The sequence below is a fragment of the Chitinimonas prasina genome (assembly GCF_030160395.1).
Taxonomy (GTDB): domain Bacteria; phylum Pseudomonadota; class Gammaproteobacteria; order Burkholderiales; family Chitinimonadaceae; genus Chitinimonas; species Chitinimonas prasina.
Window position 1 is genome coordinate 14058 of the sequence record NZ_BSOG01000006.1, and the last position, 20636, is coordinate 34693.

General features: G+C 61.9%; 17 protein-coding genes. 5 read left to right on the forward strand and 12 right to left on the reverse strand.

Translation table 11 applies throughout. The features are described from left to right. Window positions 1-95: 95 nt before the first annotated feature. The 12 genes from QQK16_RS18310 to QQK16_RS18365 all read right to left on the reverse strand — a co-directional run bounded on the left by QQK16_RS18310 (window position 96) and on the right by QQK16_RS18365 (window position 14767). Window positions 96-2483, reverse strand: a complete 2388-nt coding sequence (locus QQK16_RS18310; protein ID WP_284197933.1) for a CehA/McbA family metallohydrolase — start codon at window positions 2481-2483, stop codon at window positions 96-98. A gap of 164 nt (window positions 2484-2647) precedes the next feature. Next, window positions 2648-4429 (reverse strand): ABC transporter ATP-binding protein, encoded by a 1782-nt coding sequence (locus QQK16_RS18315; RefSeq protein WP_284197934.1) that lies wholly within the window; start codon window positions 4427-4429, stop codon window positions 2648-2650. Window positions 4430-4551: 122 nt separating this feature from the next. Further along, window positions 4552-5322, reverse strand: a complete 771-nt coding sequence (locus QQK16_RS18320; protein WP_284197935.1) for a M48 family metallopeptidase — start codon at window positions 5320-5322, stop codon at window positions 4552-4554. 203 nt (window positions 5323-5525) lie between these two features. Beyond that, a complete protein-coding gene (locus QQK16_RS18325; RefSeq protein WP_284197936.1) occupies window positions 5526-6995 on the reverse strand; it encodes a glycoside hydrolase family 64 protein in 1470 nt (489 codons plus the stop codon). 100 nt (window positions 6996-7095) lie between these two features. Beyond that, entirely contained in the window at window positions 7096-9141 is a 2046-nt protein-coding gene (locus QQK16_RS18330; RefSeq protein WP_284197937.1) for a hypothetical protein, read from the reverse strand. Between the two features lie 472 nt (window positions 9142-9613). Then, a complete protein-coding gene (bamC, locus tag QQK16_RS18335) occupies window positions 9614-10789 on the reverse strand; it encodes an outer membrane protein assembly factor BamC (RefSeq protein ID WP_284197938.1) in 1176 nt (391 codons plus the stop codon). 14 nt (window positions 10790-10803) lie between these two features. Next, a complete protein-coding gene (dapA, locus tag QQK16_RS18340; protein WP_284197939.1) occupies window positions 10804-11682 on the reverse strand; it encodes a 4-hydroxy-tetrahydrodipicolinate synthase in 879 nt (292 codons plus the stop codon). A gap of 309 nt (window positions 11683-11991) precedes the next feature. Then, window positions 11992-12651, reverse strand: a complete 660-nt coding sequence (locus QQK16_RS18345) for a glycerophosphodiester phosphodiesterase (RefSeq protein WP_284197940.1) — start codon at window positions 12649-12651, stop codon at window positions 11992-11994. Window positions 12652-12821: 170 nt separating this feature from the next. Next, window positions 12822-13466 carry a glutathione S-transferase family protein gene (locus tag QQK16_RS18350; protein WP_284197941.1) on the reverse strand — a complete coding sequence of 215 codons (645 nt, stop codon included), beginning with the start codon at window positions 13464-13466 and terminating at the stop codon, window positions 12822-12824. Between the two features lie 192 nt (window positions 13467-13658). Beyond that, window positions 13659-14042: a rhodanese-like domain-containing protein gene (locus tag QQK16_RS18355; RefSeq protein WP_284197942.1), complete on the reverse strand. Its 384-nt coding sequence runs from the start codon at window positions 14040-14042 to the stop codon at window positions 13659-13661. Window positions 14043-14142: 100 nt separating this feature from the next. Continuing rightward, a complete protein-coding gene (locus QQK16_RS18360) occupies window positions 14143-14334 on the reverse strand; it encodes a hypothetical protein (protein ID WP_284197943.1) in 192 nt (63 codons plus the stop codon). A gap of 40 nt (window positions 14335-14374) precedes the next feature. Continuing rightward, complete coding sequence (locus tag QQK16_RS18365; RefSeq protein WP_284197944.1) at window positions 14375-14767, reverse strand: DUF2917 domain-containing protein; 393 nt, start codon at window positions 14765-14767, stop codon at window positions 14375-14377. Between the two features lie 113 nt (window positions 14768-14880). Between QQK16_RS18365 and gcvA the strand changes: the two genes are divergently transcribed. The 5 genes from gcvA (at window position 14881) to QQK16_RS18390 (ending at window position 20593) form a co-directional block, all read left to right on the forward strand. Continuing rightward, entirely contained in the window at window positions 14881-15822 is a 942-nt protein-coding gene (gcvA, locus tag QQK16_RS18370; RefSeq protein WP_284197945.1) for a transcriptional regulator GcvA, read from the forward strand. Beyond that, window positions 15810-17996, forward strand: a complete 2187-nt coding sequence (locus tag QQK16_RS18375; RefSeq protein ID WP_284197946.1) for a patatin-like phospholipase family protein — start codon at window positions 15810-15812, stop codon at window positions 17994-17996. Before gcvA ends, QQK16_RS18375 begins: the two co-directional genes overlap by 13 nt. Before the next feature lie 155 nt (window positions 17997-18151). Next, window positions 18152-19219 carry a type II asparaginase gene (locus QQK16_RS18380; RefSeq protein ID WP_308447074.1) on the forward strand — a complete coding sequence of 356 codons (1068 nt, stop codon included), beginning with the start codon at window positions 18152-18154 and terminating at the stop codon, window positions 19217-19219. A gap of 154 nt (window positions 19220-19373) precedes the next feature. Next, complete coding sequence (locus QQK16_RS18385) at window positions 19374-19961, forward strand: DUF4166 domain-containing protein (RefSeq protein ID WP_284197947.1); 588 nt, start codon at window positions 19374-19376, stop codon at window positions 19959-19961. A 14-nt stretch (window positions 19962-19975) separates the two neighbouring features. Then, on the forward strand, window positions 19976-20593 hold the full coding sequence (locus tag QQK16_RS18390; protein WP_284197948.1) for a YdeI/OmpD-associated family protein: 618 nt from the start codon (window positions 19976-19978) through the stop codon (window positions 20591-20593). The last annotated feature ends 43 nt before the right edge of the window (window positions 20594-20636 follow it).

Below are 20636 nucleotides of genomic sequence, written 5' to 3' on the forward strand. Positions count from 1 at the left end.
TCGGGTCGGCAATCGAAACAAGGCAGGGGCAAGGGCGTTGTGGCGCCTTTGCCCCTGCTGTGTGGCGGTGGGTGTACCACCTTACCCGGAGCGGGTTAACGCTTGATGCTGGCAGTGCCGCCGGTGTAGCTCAGCGTCAGGGTATAGCGTTGGCTGCTGCTGCTGCCCTTGTAGCTGATGACCTTGAGGTAGACGGTCTGGCTGGCATTGCCATTGGTGTAGCTGAGGCTCTCGGTGCAGGTATTGCCGAGCGATGATTTGAGCGTGCTGTCGCTGCCATTGACCAGGTAGAGATCATAGTCCTTGTCGGTGGGGCCGCTCATGTTCACCCGCAGGGTTTCGCCGGGGTTCAGCGTCAGCTTGTAGTAGTCCTTGTCGCTGACCGTGCCCATGGTGCCATTGATGCTGCTGACCGTGCGTGCTGCCACGTTGGCACTGCTGAGGCTGCCGTTGGACTCGGTCTCGGCCAGGCTGCCACCGCCGGTGGTGTTGCTGACGTTGAAGCTGACCGGGTTGCTGCTGGCACTGTTGCCTGCGGCGTCATGGGCGCGGGCCACCAAGGTGTGGCTGCCGTTGGCCAGGGTGGTGCTGTCCAGTACCAGGCTGTAAGGCGTGCTGTTGTCGCTACCCTTGCTGCTGCCATCGACCAGGAACTCCACATTGCTGACGCCAATATTGTCGCTGGCATTGGCGGCCAGGCTGATGTTGCCGCTGCTGCCGGTGACGCTGGCTGTCACAGTAGGGGGCGTGGTATCGGTGCCGCCGCCACCCGAAGTCTGGTTGACCCAGATTGGGGCAGACCACAATACCTTGCCGTCGTCCTGAGTCAGCTTGGCATAGTAGAAGTGCTCGCCAACGGCTGGCGTCACCGTGGTGACTGCGTCGGTGGACAACAGGGTGACGGTGCCATTGCGCCGCGGCACACCCTCGAATATCTGCACCTGGGTCACGCTACGGCCGGCACTGTTGGCAAAGTTGGCTGTCAGCGTCAGCGGGCCGCTATTGCTGATGCGGGCACCCATGATTTGACCATTGGCGGTGAAGATCAGCTGCGACTGCTTGTCCATGCTGGCAAACACCCGGCGTGCGCGCATGGCTTCGACAAAGCTGGCCAGGTTCAAGGCGGCACCTTGGGGGATCAATACGCCGGTGCGGTTGGTGTAGCTGGTGCCCCAGTTGGCGCAGTGATTGTCCTGGTTGGTGGTGGGCGCGACATGGTAGCCCCGCTCCAGCAGCATGTTGTAGGCGCTTTCGTAGTTGCTGCGGCCGGTCTCGGTTTCGGTGGTGTTGGAGGAGAAGGCCGAGGTATTCATGATCTCGGTCGCCACCATGACTTCGTCGCCATTGGCGTCATAGCCCAGCGCGGTGCCATTGATCAGGAACTGGCCGCTACGCTCGGGGTGGTTGAACTGACCTATCCAGCCTTGTTGCTTCATCGTGGCGTAGAGGTTGGCGTAGTCGTTCTTGGCAACAAAGCGGTCACCGATCAACTGGTTGCTGCTGTTGTACTCCCAGGCCAGCAGCTCATGGGCATTCAGGATATTGAGGTGGCCACCGTTGTTGATGACACCCCACTCCATGCCGTAAAGGGCCAGGAAGTCAGGGTTGGCGGTGTTGTGGCTGCTGGCCGCAGCCAGGCCGGCCTGGTAGCGGTTGCGGGCGGTGGTGGGATTGGCTGCGCTATTGGTGCTGGAGGAACCATCGAAGTAATGGTTGTGCTCCGAGGTCATCAGGAAGTCGAGGCCGGCATTGCGAGCGTAGCTGAAGGCATCGGCCGGGCCGTACTGGCCGGTCTGGGCGGGCTGCGAAGAAGTGCAACTGCCGATGGCGCCGCCGCCATCCGAGTCATTGGTCTGGCTGTGCAGGTTGCCGTAGTAGACGGTATAGGGCAGCGAGCCGGTAGCGGGGGCCGCCTGTATGCGCATGCCGCCCTTGCGCTGCACGGTGGGCAGGCCGGCAAAGCGGGGCATGGCCGGCTTGGCCGGATTGCCGACGCGGATATCCCAGCGCTGCAGCTTGCGGTCGTGATCGTCGGCGGTCTGCAGCAGGCGGCTTACCCGTGCACTGGTGTTGCCGGCAATGCTGCGGGCGAGGACGGGATCGGCCACGGTGGCATGCAGTTGCACGCTGTAGGTGCCGTCAGGCAGGCCAGCATGCTTGCCGCTGCGGCCGGCCCAGGGGACTTCCACCGTCAATGGCCGGCCCAGATAGGACGACTCACCGTCCCAGCGCTCGACCAGCTTGCCCTTGGGGTCCAGCAGCTCCAGGCGCCAGGCCACGGTCTGCAGGTAATGGGCGCCGGGGTAATCAAATTGCAGGGCAAAGGTACGTGCGCCGTTGATATCGCGGCCGGCATAGGGTGCCGACAGGGTGGCGTCGAACTCGAAATGATCGGGGTTGCGGCTGCCAGGGGCGGCCAAGGCGCTGCTGACGGCGAGGCTCAGTGCCAGTGCAACGCAGTACGTAGTGTGTTTCTCTCTCACGGTATTCCCTTATAGACAACACAACCGAAACGGATGCCGGTTGCGCGGGCGGGATTCTACCGGGCCGGTGATTAAGAGAATATTTAATTAATCAAACAGTTGGCCAGTGTTGCGCACATCACCCCACCGGGTTTGGTATTCGGCCAGTGGGGTGTTGTCGCCACTTAGCTTTGGCCGATACGCTCGCCCGTCTGCAGGCGCCAGAGCGCCGCATAGCCACCGTTGTGAGCCAGCAACTGCTCATGCGTGCCGCTTTCGACGATGCGACCGCCCTCCAGCAGGTGTATGCAATCGGCCTGGCGCACGGTGGAGAGGCGATGGGCGATGACGATGGTGGTCCGGTCGCGGCTGACGATGTCCAGGCTGCGCTGGATGGCGGCCTCGGTTTCGTTGTCTACCGCGCTGGTCGCTTCGTCCAGTATCAGGATGGGCGGGTTCTTGAGTATGGCGCGAGCCAGCGCCAGGCGCTGGCGCTGGCCACCAGACAGCTTCTGGCCGCGTTCGCCTACCCGGGTGGCAAAACCCAGTGGCAGCTTGGCAATGAACTCGGTGGCCTCGGCCGCCTGGGCGGCGGCGGCAATGGCGGCTTCGCTGGCATCAGGCACGCCATAGGCAATGTTGTCGGCGATGGTGCCATCGGTCAGAAAACTGTCCTGCGCCACATAGCCCATGCAGCGGCGCAAGTCTTGCAGGTTCAGTTCGGAGATGGCCTGACCATCCAGCAGGATGCGGCCTGACTGGGCATCGTAAAAGCGCAGTAGCAGCTTGACCAGGGTGGACTTGCCTGATCCGGTGCTGCCCACGAAGGCGATGGTGCGGCCGGCCGGGATGCTGAGATTGATAGCTTGCAGGGTAGGGGTCTCGCCATAGGCAAAACCCACGTTCTCGAACAGCAGTTCACCTTTTACCCCGTTTGCGGGGAAGTGGCGTCCCTCGTAGGGGATATTGATGGGGGTGTTGAGCAGGTTCATGGCGCGGTCTATGGCCGCCATGGAGCGCTGGTACATGTCGGCCACTTCGGCGAGACCGGTCAGGGGCCACAGCAGACGCTGGGTCAGAAACACCAGGACAGAATAGGCACCCACTGCCAGATCGCCTTGCAGGGTGAGCCAGCCGCCGTAGACCAGGGTGGCGGTAAAGCCTGCCAGGATGGCCATGCGTATGACGGGGGTGATGGCCGAGCTGACGGCGATGGCGCGGCTGTTGGCCTCGCGATAGCCATTGCTGGCCTCCTCGATATGCTTGGCCTCGAAGCTCTCGCTGGCGAAGGCCTTGATGGTGGCCAGGCCCAGCAGATTGTTGTTGAGTCGGGCGCTGACGTCGCCTGCGGCCACCCTGACTTCGGCATAGCGCGGCGCCAACCGTTTCTGGAACCAGAATGCCCCCAGCAGGATGGCGGGTATCGGCAGCAGCGAGATGATGGCCAGGGTAGGCTGCAGGGCAAAGAACACGGCACTGACCATGATGGACGAGCACACCACCTGGATGATCTGGTTGGCGCCGCCATTGAGGAAGCGCTCCATCTGATTGATGTCCTCGTTCAGGATGGACATCAGGTTGCCGGTGCGCTGGTTCTCAAAATAGGCCATCTCCAGCTTCTGTACATGCTGGTAGGCGTCCAGCCGCAAGTCATGCTGCAGATCCTGGGCCAGCTTGCGCCATTTGATGGAGTAGAGGTATTCGAAGAACGATTCGCCGCCCCAGATCAGGACATTGACCACCCCCAGCAGCAGCAGCTGGTGCCAGGTATCGGTGATGCCAAAGCTGCCCAGTACCTGCTTGGCCAGAAAACTCTTCTCGCCATTGACCACGATGTCGACCGCTACGCCGATCAGTACCTCGGGCAGGACGTCGAAGAATTTGTTGATGACCGAGTACAGCGCGGCGAGACGGAAGTCGCTGCGGTAGTTGCGGGCATAGCCCAGGAGCTTTTTGAGGGGATGCATGGCCAGGCGCACGGTAGAGAGGCGCGAACGATAGCGCAGTTTTGCTCGTGTCGACAGGTGCAGTGGCGCTGCCATGCAACAGGGGCGCAATCTGCGCCCCTGTAGTGCTACATCATGGTGGCTTACTTGCCGGCCATCTTGTCCTTCACGCGATTGGCGCGCTTTTCCGGATCGGGATGGGTGGACAGCATGGCATCAAGGCCGGTCTGCTTGCCGCCGTCGCCGGCCAGCTTGCGGAAGGCGCTTTCCATGGCGGCGGGCGGGTACTTGTGCTTTTGCATGAAGGCGAAGCCGTAGTCATCGGCATCGGTCTCTTGGCTGCGCGAGAAGCTGTTGTTCAGCAAGGCTTCGGACAGCGCGCCTAGATCGGACTCGGCCATCTGCTTGATGCCACCGCCCTGCGAGGCAGCCAGGTTGCGGCCGGCGGAGGCCAGGTAGGCGGTACGCATGGCGTTGAGGCTATGGGTCAGCTTGACGTGGCCGATTTCGTGGCCGATCACGGCGCGCAGCTCGTCGTCGGTCATCAGGTCCATCAGGCCGGAATAGACGCGCACGCTACCGTCGGCGGTGGCGAAGGCATTGACGTTGGGCGAGAGGTAGACCTTGAAGTTCAGCTTCATGCCGTCTTCGTTCTGGTGCTTGGCCACCAGCTTGGCCAGGCGCTTGGCGTACTTGTCCTTGGCGGGAGCGACCTTTTCCTTTTTGTCGGAGCTGGCTACGTATTGCTGCGTTACATTCTTCAGGTCGCTGTCGCTGATGGTGGCGGCGCTGACCAAATCAGAGACGGCGCCCATCTTGTTCTTGTCGCCCAGCAGGCTGTCCAGGCCGCCGGCCTGGGCTGCGGTGCCCAGCATGGTGGCGGCAAACAGGGTGGCAATCAGGTGCTTTTTCATTTCCTACTCCCTTGCATATATAAAAGGATCGCCTGGGCGACCAGCGCGGCAGTGTAGCGGCTACCACAGCGATGGCAATGGAATAAATGACAATGGCGTGATTGGACGGCTGCCTTTGGTGGGGCGGGATGGGTTGGACTCTACCTGCACAAGCGGCCAGGAGTAGCGCCACCGGCTCGCTGTGGAGCCGGCGGCGGCATGGCTTACCAGCCTACGGTAATGGTGGCGATGCTGGGATTGGCGGCAGTCAGCGAAGAGCTGAACTCGCGCACATCGTCGTAGGAGAAGCCGTAGGACAGCCCGTTGATGCTGTGGGCGTGCCAGAAACGGGAGTACTCGTTGGTGGCCTGTTGCTGGTAGAAGCTGTCCGCCCTGGACCACAGCTTGGCATCGTGCGCCACGGTGCGGTTCAGCGCTGCGCACAACTGGGCCTGGATTTGCAGCTGCTTGGCAGTAGCCACGCCCGGTGCGGCGTGGGTGGCATCGGCAAACACGCCATTGCAGGCCAGTGTCTGGGCGGTGCTTGGCTTGCCGTTGACGTAGTAGGTGCCTTGGGCGTCGCTGAAGCGGAACTGGTTGCCTACGACACGGCCGGTGAAGGTGCCGAGGGCGGTGTCTATCGTCAGGTTCTGCCAGCTGTACTGGGACCAGATGGCGTTGATATAACCATCGAGGTGCTGGGAATACGGGCCGCCGGCCTGAAAGCCACCGTGGGTGGGCGCGACGATGCGGTAGGGCGAGCGCGCCAGTTGCTGGAACGGCGTTGAAGTTTGCGCTCTGTAGGCATTGAACAGCGCAGCGCGTGATTCGGTCTCACCCACCGTCTGGTCAAAGCCGCTCTTGGATTGCAGCCGCATGCGGACGGGGAAGCCGAACATGTCTACCCGGGTGGTGTTGCCGAAGAAGGCCTGGTTGTCGAGGTGCATTTCGACAAAGTCGAAGATGACCGGAATATTGGGGTCGGACGGATTGTCGATGTTCGGCCCGGCGTAGCCGTTGACCGGGTTGCCGTTGGCACGCAGGAATAACGGGCTGCCCACGCTGAGATAGAGCCGTGCCGACTTGATCTGCCGTACTGTGACGCGCTTGCACTGCGACAGGGGGATGGAGTAATTGGCGTAGCCAGTGCCGCTGGCTTGGTTATCGCCCGGTTGCATGGGCACCAGGTTGCCGGCGCAGTCCACATGCACGTAGGCATCCTGCTTGGTGGGGTCCATACCTACCATGGTCCAGTACACGGCGTTGTCGGCATAGGCGCCCTTGGTGCCATTGACCAGGTTGAAGGTGGTGCCCTGGGCGGGGAAATCTATTGCGGAGCCGGGCGGCGTCGGGCTGCCCAGCGTGATTGTGACGGGCTGGCTGTCATAGGCAGGCTGGCCATTGTTATAGGTGAACCAACTGGTCACCACGCTGCCTATGCCTGCCGGGATGGGTGTCTCATAGCGGCCGCTGGCAGGGTTGTAGTGCATGCGGACATTGAGTTGGCCACCACCGTTGATTCGGTAGTGGGCATCGACCCAACTGGTGTTCACATTGGAATCAAACCAGAGAGTGGCGTTGCTGCCGCTGGTGTGGCTGACACCGTTGGAGAAATCCTCGGCCAGCAGGCAAGGCGAGGCGGCGAGCAAGGAGAGGGCGAGACATAGCGCGTGCGGTTTGAACGACATGAACATGGCGGTTCCTTATCAATCGAAATCAGTGGGAGACGCGGCGAGCCCCCGTGGGGGATCGCCGCGTGTGGGGGCGCGCACCGATGTACGCAGCCAATGTGTATCAGGGGTAGTTCAGGACATTGCTGGGGGTGGTGGAACTGCTGGTGACCGCACCGCTGTCATTGACCACCCGCGAGATCGTGCCATTGCCGCCCAGCGAGACGGTGAACACATTGTGCAGGCGTACGCCGGGCGTGACCGGCACCTCGAAGCCCCGGGCCGCGTTGATATGCGTGTTCTGCCCGCCGATATTGAAGAAGCAATAGCTGCCCATACCCCAGCCCTCGTGCTTCTTCACGCCATCGGCCACCTTGTAGGCTGCCCAGCCGTTGCCCCGGCCACTGGTCCAGGCGGCTTGGCTTGGGACATCGTAGGGCATTTCGTTCTGGAAGAAGATGGTCCTGCCGTTCTCGCCATTCCAGATCACCTCGTACTTCTTGTAGTGCTCGACGAAGAGGCCTGTGGCTAGCACATTGTGGCCATTCACAATCAGGCCGGTATCGCCGGTGTTGATGTCCCAGCCGGTTGGGCTGCTGCCGTGATCTGCACGCCAGGCCCAGATATGATCAAGCAGGGTATCGTTGGCGTTGACGATAAGACTGGTGGTGGCCTTGCCTGGCAGTGCCCCGCCTATGCGGAAGAACACATCCTGCACGCTGATGGGATTGGCCGCATGACTGGCCTGGGCGCCTTGCGTGCCGACGGTGAGCAGGGCAGCGCTGTTGACCGTGCCTGCATCGAACACCAGGCCGGCCAGGCGCACACCATCCACATCGGCCACGCTCATGGCATTGACGCCACCTTGGGGTATCAGCGTGGGGAAGCCTATGCCCAGTACGATGGTATTGGCCCGCGTGACGCGCAATGTGTCGTTGAGCGGATACACGCCCGGCGTAAAGAACAGGTGCTTGCCGCTGGCGAGCGCGGCATTGATGGCGGCTGCGCTGTCGCCTGGGCGAGCGATATGAAACCGGCTGAGCGGTAGGGAGTAGCCAGGTGTGCTGCCGCCTGACCAACTGGCACCCACCGCATTGATCCTGTGGGTGGGGACAAACACGCTGTAATGGCCTGCGGCATCAAGGTAGAGGTAGGGCTTGTCGCGGGAGATGGGCGTGGTGGCGAGCGTGGTATAGGGTGGCGAGGGGAAGGATTGGGCAGGGGCGCCGGTGACACCCGAGAACACGGTGTTCCACACACCGTCATACCAGTTGCCCACATTGCTGTCGCGGGTGTACCACTGCTGCTGCGAGCCGGTCGCCACCACACCATCGATCTTGCTGTCGGCGATATAGCCACCGCTGGACCAGCCGCTATTGGAGGGGCTCATGACCAGGTTACCGCGGATATGGACACGGCGCATGGGCGCGGCTTGCGACACCGCCCAGCGGTTGGTGCCGCCATTAGGGGCGATGGACAGGTTTTCGACCGAGCGCCAGAAGTTCTGGGTGGCATTGTTCTCGTCACCATGGTTCCAGCCGCTGTCGGCATTCACTGCGCCGGCCAGGGTGACATCGCCAGGGTTGCGGCCCAGGCCTGCCAAGGCGGTGTAGAAGCCGGTGTTCACCCAGACGTTGTAGCGGCCCGGCTTGAACAGGAAGACATGGCGTTGCGAACCGAACTGCGCAGTAGGGCTGCGCAGCTGCGCATTGAAGGCAGCATCCACGGCAGACTGGATGGCGGTGGCGGGCATGGTGGGGTCGAAAACCTTGACGTTGGGGCCGAGGTCTATGGCTGTGCCGGTGTCGCCATCGCCATCGTCACCACCTGCGAAGGTGTGGGTGGCGCTGGGGGTATCGTATGCGGGCATGCCGTTGTTGTAGGTAAACCAATAGCTGAGCTGGCTGCCGGTGCTGATATTGCTGAGCGGCAGTTCATAGCGGCTGTTGGCGCCCACATAGTTGAGGCGTACGTTCTGTTGTGGTCCTGCATTGATGCGATAGTGCACATCCACCCAAGTGGTATTGACGCTGGACTTGAACCAGATGGTGGCCGTGCTGCCGGATTCGGCGATGCCTTGGGTGTAATCGGCTGCGATAGCCGGGTTTGCGGCCATGGTAATGACAATGACATTTGCGCTGAGCGCAAGAAGTCCTTGTAAGCTATGCATGTTGTCTCCTTTGTCACATTGTCTATTGGTTTGACTGGCCCTGGACAGCGATGTCCGTCGTTTATGTGTCCACTTACAGACCAGTGGCGTCAGCATAGGAGTGCTGTAAGCTAAATGCAAGCATCGGTAAGAAATTGGTAAGTAATAAGTAAGTTTGTAGTAAGTAAGTGATCGCCTACAAACGGCGCAAGCCCGTAGATTAGGGGCGCTGCGCACGGTTCATCGCCCTGTTGCACGCAGACACACTACGGCGCAGCGGCGATGAAATCGACGTCACATCCAACCTTGGTAAGGTGGTGGACCTGCCGGTAGACGGGACGGGGCAGGGTGGGTAGGCGCCCAGGGGGTAATAAAAAACGCGCCACCTCAGCAAGAGGTGACGCGTTTCGAGACTGACTGCCGCTATCCGATATCAAAAGGGTCTATGCAAGACCTTGTCGCGGGTAAGGCGGTGCAGGCTGCCCTGCACGGTTTAGCGCAACTCGCCTATCAATGGGTTGAGCACATTGCCAACGGTAGCATCTGGCAGGGCATTGCCATCCTTGCCGCCCACGCGCACGACGGTACGGCTGTCCTTGCCCGATACGATGACCACGTATTCGTAGCTCAGCGGTGCATCCACCTTCTTCTCTTCGCTCTTCCAGAAGGCCAGGGTATCCCAGAAGCTGCTACCTTCCTTGGCGGTCTGCATTACACCCGGACGGATGTAGTACACACCCAGCGAGCGGTCGCGGTCGCTGATGCTGTAGCCGGCACGTTCCAGTGCCAAGCCAACACGGCGCCAGGCACGGTCAAAGCCTTCGGCCAGCTGGATGGCCTGCTTGCCATCGGCCATGGTAATCATGCTGGCACGCTCGCCGCTGCTGGTGGCTGCAGTAGCACTGCTGCTATCTGCCGTGGTGGCGCTGTTGACCACCTGGTTGGCCGTATCGGCCGTCACGCCCAGGCGTACCAGCAGCTTCTTCAGCTGCTCGGCCTCGCGGGCAGGTTCAGCCGGGCGCTTGGTCCAGCGAGTGTCTTCGCGGTTGGCCCCGATGAAGTTCTCTTCCATGCCGCGATGGCTGATGTAGATCTCGGTGGTGCCGGCCTCGGTACCCCGCTCGATGCGCATGCGGTATTGATCCACCATGCCACTGGAGTACAGCGTACCCAAGCCACGTTGCAGGGCGGCACGAATGGTGCCGACGGGCAGCTCGGGGCGTTCTTCAGCCCAGTTGGTTTCCAGTATGCCGGCCAAGGGGTTGTCTATGGTCAGCTTGAAGCCTTGGTCCAGCCAGAACTGGCGGGCCTGCGGCCAGACAGTCTCGGCCGGGGCGCTGACGACCAGCCAGCGCTGACCGTTAGCCGATTCCATCCTCACCTTGTCGAACTTGGGCAGCACAGCACCGGTTTCCAGGGCCTTCTGGCCGGCTGCGGATAGCGTGACGCCGCTGAGGCCGGGAATGTCATAGGTGTTGTTGACGCCGGGCGTGGCAAGGTCTGGCGGTACTTCCAGATCCTTGCGCTGTATCGACTTGCGCGCCTGGGCGTATTCGGGGGTCTTTTCTTCGTCGCTGCCAAAGAAGGGCACGCGGAAAGTAGTGTTGGCACAGCCGGCAGCCAGCAGGGCAACCGTAATGGCGGCCACGGTACGAGTAGAACGAATCATGACGTTGATAACCCTTAGATTTCGATACCGGCCTGCTGCATGGCAGCACGCACGGGGGCAACACTGGCGGAAGTCAGTGGAGTCAGGGGCAGGCGTATGCCGGCTGGCATCATGCCCATCTGGTTCAAGGCCCACTTGGCCGGAATGGGGTTGGCTTCGATAAACAGATGCTTGTGCAGACCTTGCAGCTTGTCGTTGGCGGCACGGGCGGCAACCAGGTCACCACGCAGTGCGGCAGCGCACATCTCGCTCATGAGCTGGGGTGCGACATTAGCGGTGACGGAAATCACGCCATGGCCCCCCATCAGCATAAAGGCCAGGGCGGTGGCATCGTCGCCCGAATACAGGGCAAAGCCCTTGGGCGCGCGCATGGCCAGATCGGCGGCACGGCCGATATCGCCGGTGGCTTCCTTCACGCCGACGATATTCGGGATGGCGGCCAGGCGCAGTATGGTGTCGTTGCTCATGTCTGCAACGGTGCGGCCAGGCACGTTGTACAGGATCATGGGAATGGCGACGGCTTCGGCGATGGCCTTGTAGTGCTGGAACATGCCCTCCTGGGTGGGCTTGTTGTAGTAGGGCACGACCGACAGGGTCATGTCCGCGCCGGCTTCCTGGGCGCGACGGGACAGCTCGATGGCCTCGCGGGTCGAATTGGCACCCGTGCCAGCGATCACCTTGATGCGGCCGCGGGCAACGGCGACAACGGCTTTGATCACGGCGATATGTTCTTCCACGTCTACCGTGGCGGACTCACCCGTGGTACCGACGGCGACGATGCCGGCGGTGCCAGCGGCGATATGGAACTCGACCAGCTTTTCAAGGCTGGCGAAATCGAGGCTGCCGTCCTCGAACATCGGGGTCACGATTGCGACCAGACTGCCATTCAGCATGATGAAGAATCCGTGATGGGCGGAAGATAAGAAAGCGGCGATTCTAACCTGAATAACCGGGGGCGATGTAGGGACTGCGGCAGGCTATTTGAGTTCCTTGCCTGTCTGCACATGGCCGAGCCGCATGGGCCAGCCTTCTAGACTAACCCGCCCAGCCCAATGGCCGTCTAGCCAGAGACCGTCATGCAGCGACGGTAGATCGGGCTGGGGGCGGTTGTGGCATGGGTTTGCCAGCCGATAAGCGGTCAGGTCGCACTGTCTGCCCAAGCGCGCTGGGCAACCGAATCCGGCTGGTGATCGCGCAGCGCATCAGGCAAGCAGGCCTACATGCTCGGGGTAGTCGGTAATGATGGCGTGTACGCCAAATTCACGCATCAACTGGTGCTCGTAGGCCGTCTTGGCGCCGTAGACGATATTGCGAAAACCCAGCGCATTGGCTTGCAGCAGGATGTCGGGATCGACTATCTCGCAGTCCCACACCAGGGTGCGCAGATTGGGGCGGGGCAGGGCGGCATGGAGCAGGCTGTTGATGGCAGCAGGACGGTGAGCATTGAGATAGCCGCATTCAACGCTCAATTGCTCGGCGGCGGACTGGACTACCTCGTGGCGGAACGAGGTCACCAGCAGACGGTGGCTGTCCTCATAGTGGCTGAGCAGGGGAATCGCGAGGCTGGCGGCTGCTGGCGTCTTGATCTCGATGTTCCAGTAAGTATGGGGGAAGGCGTGGAGCGCTTCTGTCAGTGTCGGTACGGTATAGCCGCAGACATCGGATAGCTGCTTGCGGGTGAGGGCAGCAACCGGTTCGCCATTGGCCGCAACCCGGTTGTGAAACAGCACGGCCTCGTGGTCGGCACTGACTCGGACATCGGTCTCTATGCCTTCAAAGCCCAGGCGCAATGCAGCGGCAAAGGCGTCCAGCGTGTTCTCGGGGCTGTGGGCATGGTAGCCACGGTGGGCGAGCAGATGCATGGCGTAGGTCTCGTGCTGGCGAATGGCACCAGTTTAAGCAAACTGCGTCGACTTGGCATGGCTGCTTGTCGGCAGAGTGTGACGGGGCGGGCATCGCAGCCGGGATCTGGCCTGCCATGCCCGTGCGCGGAGGGTGGCTGGATCGCCTGGCGCGGCCCCCGAGGGGCTGGCTACACCCAGGGCTGCTGCAGGCCTTCCCTGGCCATGACACGCTGTATGGCAGGTCGGGCCAGCACACGCTGCAGCCAGGGGCCAATATGAGGGTAGTCGCGCGCTTTCCTGCCGCTGAAGTTACGGGTCCAGCGGCATAGCACGGTAGCGTAGAGGTCGACCACGCTGTAATCCGGGCCCAATAGCCAGTCCTGGCCCGGTTTGGCGAGCTGCGCATCCAGCTGTTCCAGGAGGGTGAGTACACGCGCCTGGGCATGAGCCTGCACGTCGGCGATTGCCGCCGGGGTGCTGGCCCAGCGTTCTGGATAGAAATAGACGATCAAGGTGGTTTGCAGGGTAGTGGAAAGCCAGCTCAACCACTTGTAGCAATGGGCACGCTCAGGTGTGCCGGGCCGTGGCGCCAAGCTGGCGGCTGCCTGTTGATCGGTCAGGTGCAGGCAGATGGCAGCCGTCTCGTACAGCACCAGCTCACCGTCTACCAGCACGGGGATCAGGCCATTCGGATTGAGCTGTCGGTAGGCGGGGCTATCCAGCTCGCCGCCGTCCTTGTCCACGGTGATCAGTTCGAATGGCAAGCCCAGTTCTTCAAGCAGGATATGCGGGATCATGCTGGCAGTGCTGGGGGCGTAATGCAGTTGGATCATGGCGACTCTCTGTGCGGGTTGACAGGGAAGGTCCGGAAACCTTGCTTTCGTCGCAATATGGCGCTGCCCGAGGGGAAGCTTGCCTGACCTATCAAGCCTGTGCTGCGCTATGCGCTTTTTCCTCGCGCCTGGTCTTGCTTCGAAGTCGAGGTTTCCAGCAGCCTCCTACGGGGTAGGCATCAAAATAAGGATTCAGTGTGCCATGGCCAGGCGGGGCTCGGCGATCAAGCCTTCCAGGGGATAGCCCTGGCGTTGCCACCAGTCCATGCCCCCGGCCAGGGTTTTCACCGTATAACCCAGCTGAACCAGCTTGAGCGCAGCGCGCTGGGCCGCCTGGCAGCCAGCACCGTCGCCGTAGCAGATGTAGAGGCGCTCCCGCTCAAGGTGGCCGACGCTCAAGGGGGTAAGCTGGCGCGCCGGCAGGCTGATGGCGCCAGGCAGATGGGCCAGGGTGTAGGCCTCGGGGTGGCGGGCATCGATCAGGGCAAGATGCTGATCGGCGGGTAGCAGGCCGCGTAGCTCGGCCGCGTCCATCTCATACGCCAGTTGGCTGGCGTAGTAGTTGATCTGGTCCATGGGTGTAGTTATCCGGATATCCCTGTACCTTGAACAGGCAGGGCAGTAGGAAGTCCGCTGGCAGCGGAACACCGCCAGCGGGTAGCTCGGGCACTACCTGTCAGGTCTGTTTGCTGATGGCGGGGCGGGTGTCGGGGGCGCTGGCCGTGGTCTCACTGCGCGCGCCTACAAACATTTCCACCAGCAGGGCGCCCACCAGCAGGGTGCCGATTATGAACAGGATGACGGGTTCCAGTACGTCGTCTACGTGGTGCGCTTCATCGAAATGCTGCTCTTCATAGTGATGATCCATGATGACGCTCCTTTCGGGTCTGCATGCGGCACCTTGAACCTCAGGCGCACTTGCATCCTGCACTTGCGGGTGTCGCGTGACCATCGGTTTGCGACCGATGTACACCGTGGCCGACTACTTGCGCCAGCGGGCGACGAATGACATGGAGCAAATCGTTGACCACGCCATAAGCTAGTTGTACTACCGTTCTGGCGTGCTGGTGTACGGCTGGCAGGATTTGCAGCCGAGCGGTATGCAAGGCTTCGATTACCAGCTGCCCACCGCCGCGCAGGCGATAGCTTTGGCCAGGTTGCAGCACGATGTCGCCACCGTTTTCCTCGGTCAGCCACAGGCCACCTTGCTCGCAGACGATCACGGCACCTTCGACACTCTGCAGTGTCAGTACTTGTTTTTGTGCCAAGCGATGTTCGTATTCTATAAACTCGTACAACATTGCCGTGCTCCTTTCCTTGCTTGCGTTGTGGGCCGAGATTGGCCTTGCTTGAGGTGAATTCTGGTCGCAGAGGGGCGCAGGCACAATCGACCATTTCTCATTGGATAGTTGAATTGGATTCACTATTTAAAACGCCAGGACGCTTACCCTCGCTGCCTGCACTGCGGGCCTTCGAGGCGGCGGCGCGTACCGGCAGCGTGGCACGTGCTGCTGAGGAGCTGTTTGTGACGCCCGGTGCAGTGAGCCACCAGATCAAGTCGCTGGAGGCGCAACTGGGTTTTCCCCTGTTTGTCCGCCAGGGGCGTGGCCTGGCGCTGACCACCGAGGGCACGCGCCTGGCCGTTACGCTGAACCGACTGTTGGTCGATGTGGGAGGCGAGCTGGAGTCGATACGGCGCGAGCGGGAGCGGCCACGGCTGACCGTGTCGGCCTTGCCCTCGTTTACGGCGCGCTGGCTGACGCCACGGCTGGGCCGGTTTATCGAGGCTTACCCGGAGGTGGAGCTATGGGTTCAGTCATCCAAGGCCCTGGAGTCACTGACGACTGGCGGCATAGACCTGGGCATACGCCTGGGGCCGGGTAACTGGCGCGGTGTGCATGCCGAGCGTTTTCTCGATGAATTCTTTATGGTGGTGGCCAGCCCAAAGCTGCCTGGTGGCCTGCCGCGCACGCCGGCTGAACTGGTGGGGCGGCCTCTACTGCGGGGCGATGGCGAACCCTGGAAGCCCTGGTTTGACTTGGTTGGCTTGGATCTGCCTGAGCCTACCCAGGGCCTGGTGTTCAGTGATTCCGGCCTGCTGGTACAGGCGACGACCGAGGGGCAGGGCATTGCCCTGGCGCGCCGCTCGCTGGTGCAGGATGACCTGGCCAGCGGTAAGCTGGTACGACTGTTCGAGGCGACTTTGCCGTTCCAGTGGTCGTACTGGCTGGTGACTGCCGCGCCGCCACCGCATCGCCCGGTGCTGCAGACGTTTATAGACTGGCTCAAGGCCGAGATTCTTATTTCATTGCAATCCGCTGAACCTGATACCCAACCACGACCATGCGCAGACTAGCTCGCAACGCCTTGATATCGACCCTGTTGGCAGTAGGCCTGGCCCAGGCGGCAGAGCGACCGCGTGTCGCGCTGGTGCTGGGCGGCGGCGGTGCCCGTGGGCTGGCCCATGTGGGCGTGCTCAAGGTGCTGGAGGAGGCCAGGGTGCCAGTGGACTGCGTGGTAGGTACCAGCATGGGGGCGCTGGTCGGCGGTATCTACGCCAGCGGGCGCTCGGCGGCGGATGTGGATGCCACCGTGCGCCAGATAGACTGGGATGATGTGCTGGACGACCGGCCCCTGCGCCAGCAACGCAGCTATCGCGACAAGCAGGACGACTGGTTCAATATGATGAACCTGGGCTTGGGGGTGTCGGATACCGGCCAGTTGTTGTTTCCCAAGGGCGCCATCAATACCCAGAAGGTGGATTTGCTGATACGCCAGTTGGTGAACAACGCGACCCTGCCCAGTTTCGACGGCCTGCCGGTGCCCTATAGGGCGGTGGCGGCTGATCTGGAGACTGGCGATATGGTGGTGCTGTCACGGGGTGACCTGGCGGCTGCCATGCGTGCCAGCATGGCGGTGCCGGGGGTGTTTCCGCCGGTGGAGCGTGATACCCGGGTACTGGTGGATGGCGGCATTGCCCGCAACCTGCCGGTAGATGTGGCCCGTGGCCTTTGCGGCGATGTGGTCATCGCGGTGGACGTCAGCTCACCGCTGCTGACACGCAAGCAGACTACCGATGTATTGGCCATTTCGGACCAGACCGTGCGGGCTTTGATGCAGCGCAACGTGGATGAGCAACTGAAGCAGCTGGGGACGCGCGATATCCTGATCACGCCGCAGCTGGGCAATCTCTCGCCCACCGCATTTGCCGACGCGCTGGATGCGGTGGCCGCTGGCGAGGAGGCGGCCAGGCTGGCGCTGCCGAGCTTGCTGGCCTACAGGGTGGATGAAGCAGGCTGGCAGCAGTGGCGCCAGCAATTGGCGGGGCGTGTTTACCAGCCAGGGCCGGTACGTGCGGTGGTGGTGGACAGCACGCGTTTCGTGAACCCCAATGTGCTCAAGGATGCGCTGGAGGTCAAAACCGGCGAGCCGCTGGATGTACCGGCTTTCCATGACAAGCTGGGCAAGGTCTACGCCAGCGGTGATTTCGAGCAGATAGACTACCGCATGGTACGGGACGGCGATGGCGAAACCGTGCAACTGCTACCCAAGGAAAAGCCCTGGGGGCCGGGCTACCTGGATCTTGGCCTGGGCCTGCGCACGGATTTCGATGATGACGCGGCCTTCCAGCTCAGTGCCCAGTATCGCCGTAGCTGGATCAATGCTCGCGGAGCGGAGTGGAAGACACGCTTGTTCCTGGGGCAATCACGCGGATTGACGACCCAGTTCTACCAACCGCTGAACCGTGACGGCACTTTCTTTGCCGAGCTGCAAGGCCGCTTCAGCAACGACAGCTTTCCCATTTACTTCGATGGCGAGCGCCTGGCTGAGTACCGGCTGGCCGAACGTGGCATCAAGCTCGACCTTGGCAGCCTGTGGGGACGCTGGGGCGAAATGCGGCTGGGGCTGGAATACAGCCGCAAGCGACTGTCGCGCGCGACCGGCGATCCTGCACTGGGCGAGGGCCGTGGCAACGAAGGGGGCGTGCACTACAGCCTGGTATATGACCAGCTGGACAGCGCCCGCTATCCGCGCGAGGGCAGCTTTGCCGGCCTGCATCTGTACAGCAACCTGACCAAGCTGGGCGGCGAAGCCAACTATCACAAGGCGCAGTGGACGCTTAAGCATGCCCAGCGCTGGGGCAACTGGGCTGCCTATCTGGACACCCAGTACGACTACAGCCGCGAGGCGGAAATCAACGCACTGCCGCGAGCCGGGGGGCTGTTCAAGCTGTCCAGCTATGGCATTGATGAGTTGCGTGCCGAACGTATCTTCCGCAGCCAGTTCCGCCTGTCGCAGGATGTGACCCGTCTGACGCCCTTGCTGGGCACCGCCGGGTTCTGGGGCTTCTCTCTGGAGGCAGCTCGTATATGGCAGCCATTGGATACCACGCTAGACAGCAACAGGCTGCTGTATTCGGGAACCGTGTTTGTGGGTAGCGATACTCGCCTGGGACCGGCCTATTTTGCCGTGAGCTATGGCGACAACAAGCATGGCAAGGTTTACCTGAGCATCAACGGCGGGTTCTGACGCTACCCGTAGTGAGAGCAGGGTGGGTCGGGGGTAGGGGCGGCGCTAGGTGCTAACCCCAATGGGGGCTGTCCCAATGTGATATCCCCCAATTCTGCCCGCGGGTGCTAAGGCGGTAGCGTGTCTTCATCCTTACAACAAGATGGAGACAAGCGATGGAACTGACCCTGTGGAAAAGATGGCTGCTGATGGGTGTGGCGGCCTCCGCGTTCAATGCGGCTGCCTGGGCAGCTGACAAGGCCAATGTGGTGATACTGGCGACCGGTGGCACCATAGCCGGTGCGGGTGCGAGCACTGCTAACAGCGCCAGCTACCAGGCAGCCAAGGTGCCGGTGGATAAGCTCATACTAAGCGTGCCGGAACTGGCCAGTGTGGCGCAGGTACGCGGCGAGCAGGTGTTCCAGATTGCCTCGGAGAGCTTTACCAACAGCCATTTGCTGCAGTTGGGCAAGCGTATTTCGGCCTTGGCCAAGCAGCAGGATGTGGACGGCATCGTCGTCACCCATGGTACCGATACACTGGAGGAGACGGCCTATTTCCTCAATCTCACAGTCCATACCGACAAGCCCATCGTGGTGGTCGGTTCGATGCGGCCTGGGACGGCCATGTCGGCCGATGGTGCGTTGAATCTCTACAACGCCGTGGTCGTGGCGGCGAGCCCAGATGCCAGGGGTAAGGGCGTGCTGGTGACCATGAACGACCAGATCGACAGTGGCCGCGATGTGGGCAAGGGCATCAATATCAAGACCAATGCCTTTGCCAGCCAGTGGGGCTCGCTGGGCATGGTGGTGGAAGGTCGGAACTACTGGTTCCGCGCACCGGTGAAACGCCACACCATGAATAGCGAGTTCGATATCGACAAGCTGGACCAACTGGCGCCGGTAGAAATTGTCTACGGCTATGGCAATGTGCCTGCCAGCCTGTACGAGGCCGCTGCGGCAGCGGGTGCCCGCGCCATCATCCATGCGGGTACGGGCAATGGCTCGGTGGCCGACAGGATAGTGCCTACCCTGCAAAGCCTGCGGGGCAAGGGCGTGCAGATCATCCGCTCTGCCAGGGTGCCGGCCGGCTTTGTGTTGCGCAACGCCGAGCAGCCTGACGACAAGCACGACTGGGTGGTGGCGCACGATCTGAATCCGCAGAAGGCCCGCATACTGGCGGCCGTAGCCTTGAGCCAGTTCAGTGACAGCCAAAATCTGCAGCGGGTGTTCTGGGAGTATTGACCGTCCTGCGGTAGCGGCGACAGAGCATGATGAATATTGCAGGCGACGCCGACATCCGGCGCGCCTGATGCCGCCCTCTGCGATGGTGGCGTATGATGCTGCAGGCCTACCCCGTGCACTTTTATGCTGCCTGCCCATGCCCGCAGACCTTGCCATGCCCGCTCCCCTAGCTGTCAACAGCGATCACAACCTGGTTCACGACTGGCTAGGCCCGCAATTCGCCCGTCTGCATCCTTTGCTGCAGGCATTGCATCTGCAGGGCGGCCTGCTCCGGGGGCCTGTCGATATCGTTTTCGGTAAAGGACTGAGTGGTCTGGTGGGGCGACGCCTGGCGGCCAAGCTGGGGGTGCCGACTGAAGTGGCACCGCATACGCTGGCCGTGCATATCCGGCCCGGTGCGGATGGCCTGCACTGGGATCGCTGTTTTGACGGCAAGCACTGGTTCCGCTCGCTGTTTGTGCCCAGGGGGTACTGGCCCAGCGGTTACTGGATAGAACAAAGTGGCGCCATAGTGCTGGAGCTGGGGGTAGAGGTCATCGAGGGCGGATGGCACTGGCAGACCCGCGCGGTCCGCTTGGGGCGCCTGACCTTGCCGCGCTGGTGCCTGCCCCGCACGCGCGCGCACAAACGTATCGTTGATGGGCGCTATCAGTTCTCGGTGGCTATCTCCGTGCCTTTGCTGGGTGTCGTACTGACTTACTCAGGTTCGCTGGCGGCCGATACCCTGCCTGCCTCCGTTTAATTGAGTAATTGTTCATGGAAATCGAGAACCTGCGCTTCTTCGCAACCCCGGCTGATTTTCGCGACTGGTTGCGGCAGCACCACGCCACGGCGACGGTGCAATGGGTGGGGTTCTACAAGAAGGAATCTGGCCTACCCAGTATCAGTTGGCCGGAATCGGTGGATGAGGCGCTGTGCGTGGGCTGGATAGATGGGATACGCAAGCGTGTGGACGAGGCCAGCTATGCCATACGTTTTACGCCACGCAAACGCAGCAGTATCTGGAGCGCTGTCAATATCGGTCGCGTGGCGGTATTGGAGGCAGAGGGGCGCATGCAGGCAGCGGGCATGGCGGCATTTGAGGCCAGGCAGGCAGAGAAATCTGTGGTGTATTCCTATGAGCGTGAGCATGCCAGCTTGACCGATGGCTACCTGCCGCTGCTGCAGGCCAATCCGGCGGCCTGGGCTTATTTCCAGCTGCAGGCGCCTTGGTACCAGCGTAGCGCCAGTTGGTGGGTAATCAGCGCCAAACAGGAGCCTACCCGGCAGAGGCGTTTGCTGCAGCTGATAGCGGATTCTGCCGCCGGCCAGCCCTTGGCGCAGTTCGATCGCAGTACGCCAGCGGGACGGGGCAAGGCAAAGCAAGTACCATAGGGTCTTGCCCTGTTCAGCCTGCATAGCCCTTGCCGGACCAGGC

Coding starts and splice junctions, on each gene's coding strand:
- QQK16_RS18315 (WP_284197934.1), bottom strand. CDS start 4,429: ATGCATCCCCTCAAAAAGCTCCTGGGCTATGCCCGCAACTACCGCAGC.
- QQK16_RS18320 (WP_284197935.1), bottom strand. CDS start 5,322: ATGAAAAAGCACCTGATTGCCACCCTGTTTGCCGCCACCATGCTGGGC.
- QQK16_RS18325 (WP_284197936.1), bottom strand. CDS start 6,995: ATGTTCATGTCGTTCAAACCGCACGCGCTATGTCTCGCCCTCTCCTTG.
- QQK16_RS18330 (WP_284197937.1), bottom strand. CDS start 9,141: ATGCATAGCTTACAAGGACTTCTTGCGCTCAGCGCAAATGTCATTGTC.
- bamC (WP_284197938.1), bottom strand. CDS start 10,789: ATGATTCGTTCTACTCGTACCGTGGCCGCCATTACGGTTGCCCTGCTG.
- dapA (WP_284197939.1), bottom strand. CDS start 11,682: ATGCTGAATGGCAGTCTGGTCGCAATCGTGACCCCGATGTTCGAGGAC.
- QQK16_RS18345 (WP_284197940.1), bottom strand. CDS start 12,651: ATGCATCTGCTCGCCCACCGTGGCTACCATGCCCACAGCCCCGAGAAC.
- QQK16_RS18350 (WP_284197941.1), bottom strand. CDS start 13,466: ATGATCCAACTGCATTACGCCCCCAGCACTGCCAGCATGATCCCGCAT.
- QQK16_RS18355 (WP_284197942.1), bottom strand. CDS start 14,042: ATGGACCAGATCAACTACTACGCCAGCCAACTGGCGTATGAGATGGAC.
- QQK16_RS18360 (WP_284197943.1), bottom strand. CDS start 14,334: ATGGATCATCACTATGAAGAGCAGCATTTCGATGAAGCGCACCACGTA.
- QQK16_RS18365 (WP_284197944.1), bottom strand. CDS start 14,767: ATGTTGTACGAGTTTATAGAATACGAACATCGCTTGGCACAAAAACAA.
- QQK16_RS18375 (WP_284197946.1), top strand. CDS start 15,810: ATGCGCAGACTAGCTCGCAACGCCTTGATATCGACCCTGTTGGCAGTA.
- QQK16_RS18380 (WP_308447074.1), top strand. CDS start 18,152: ATGGAACTGACCCTGTGGAAAAGATGGCTGCTGATGGGTGTGGCGGCC.
- QQK16_RS18385 (WP_284197947.1), top strand. CDS start 19,374: ATGCCCGCTCCCCTAGCTGTCAACAGCGATCACAACCTGGTTCACGAC.
- QQK16_RS18390 (WP_284197948.1), top strand. CDS start 19,976: ATGGAAATCGAGAACCTGCGCTTCTTCGCAACCCCGGCTGATTTTCGC.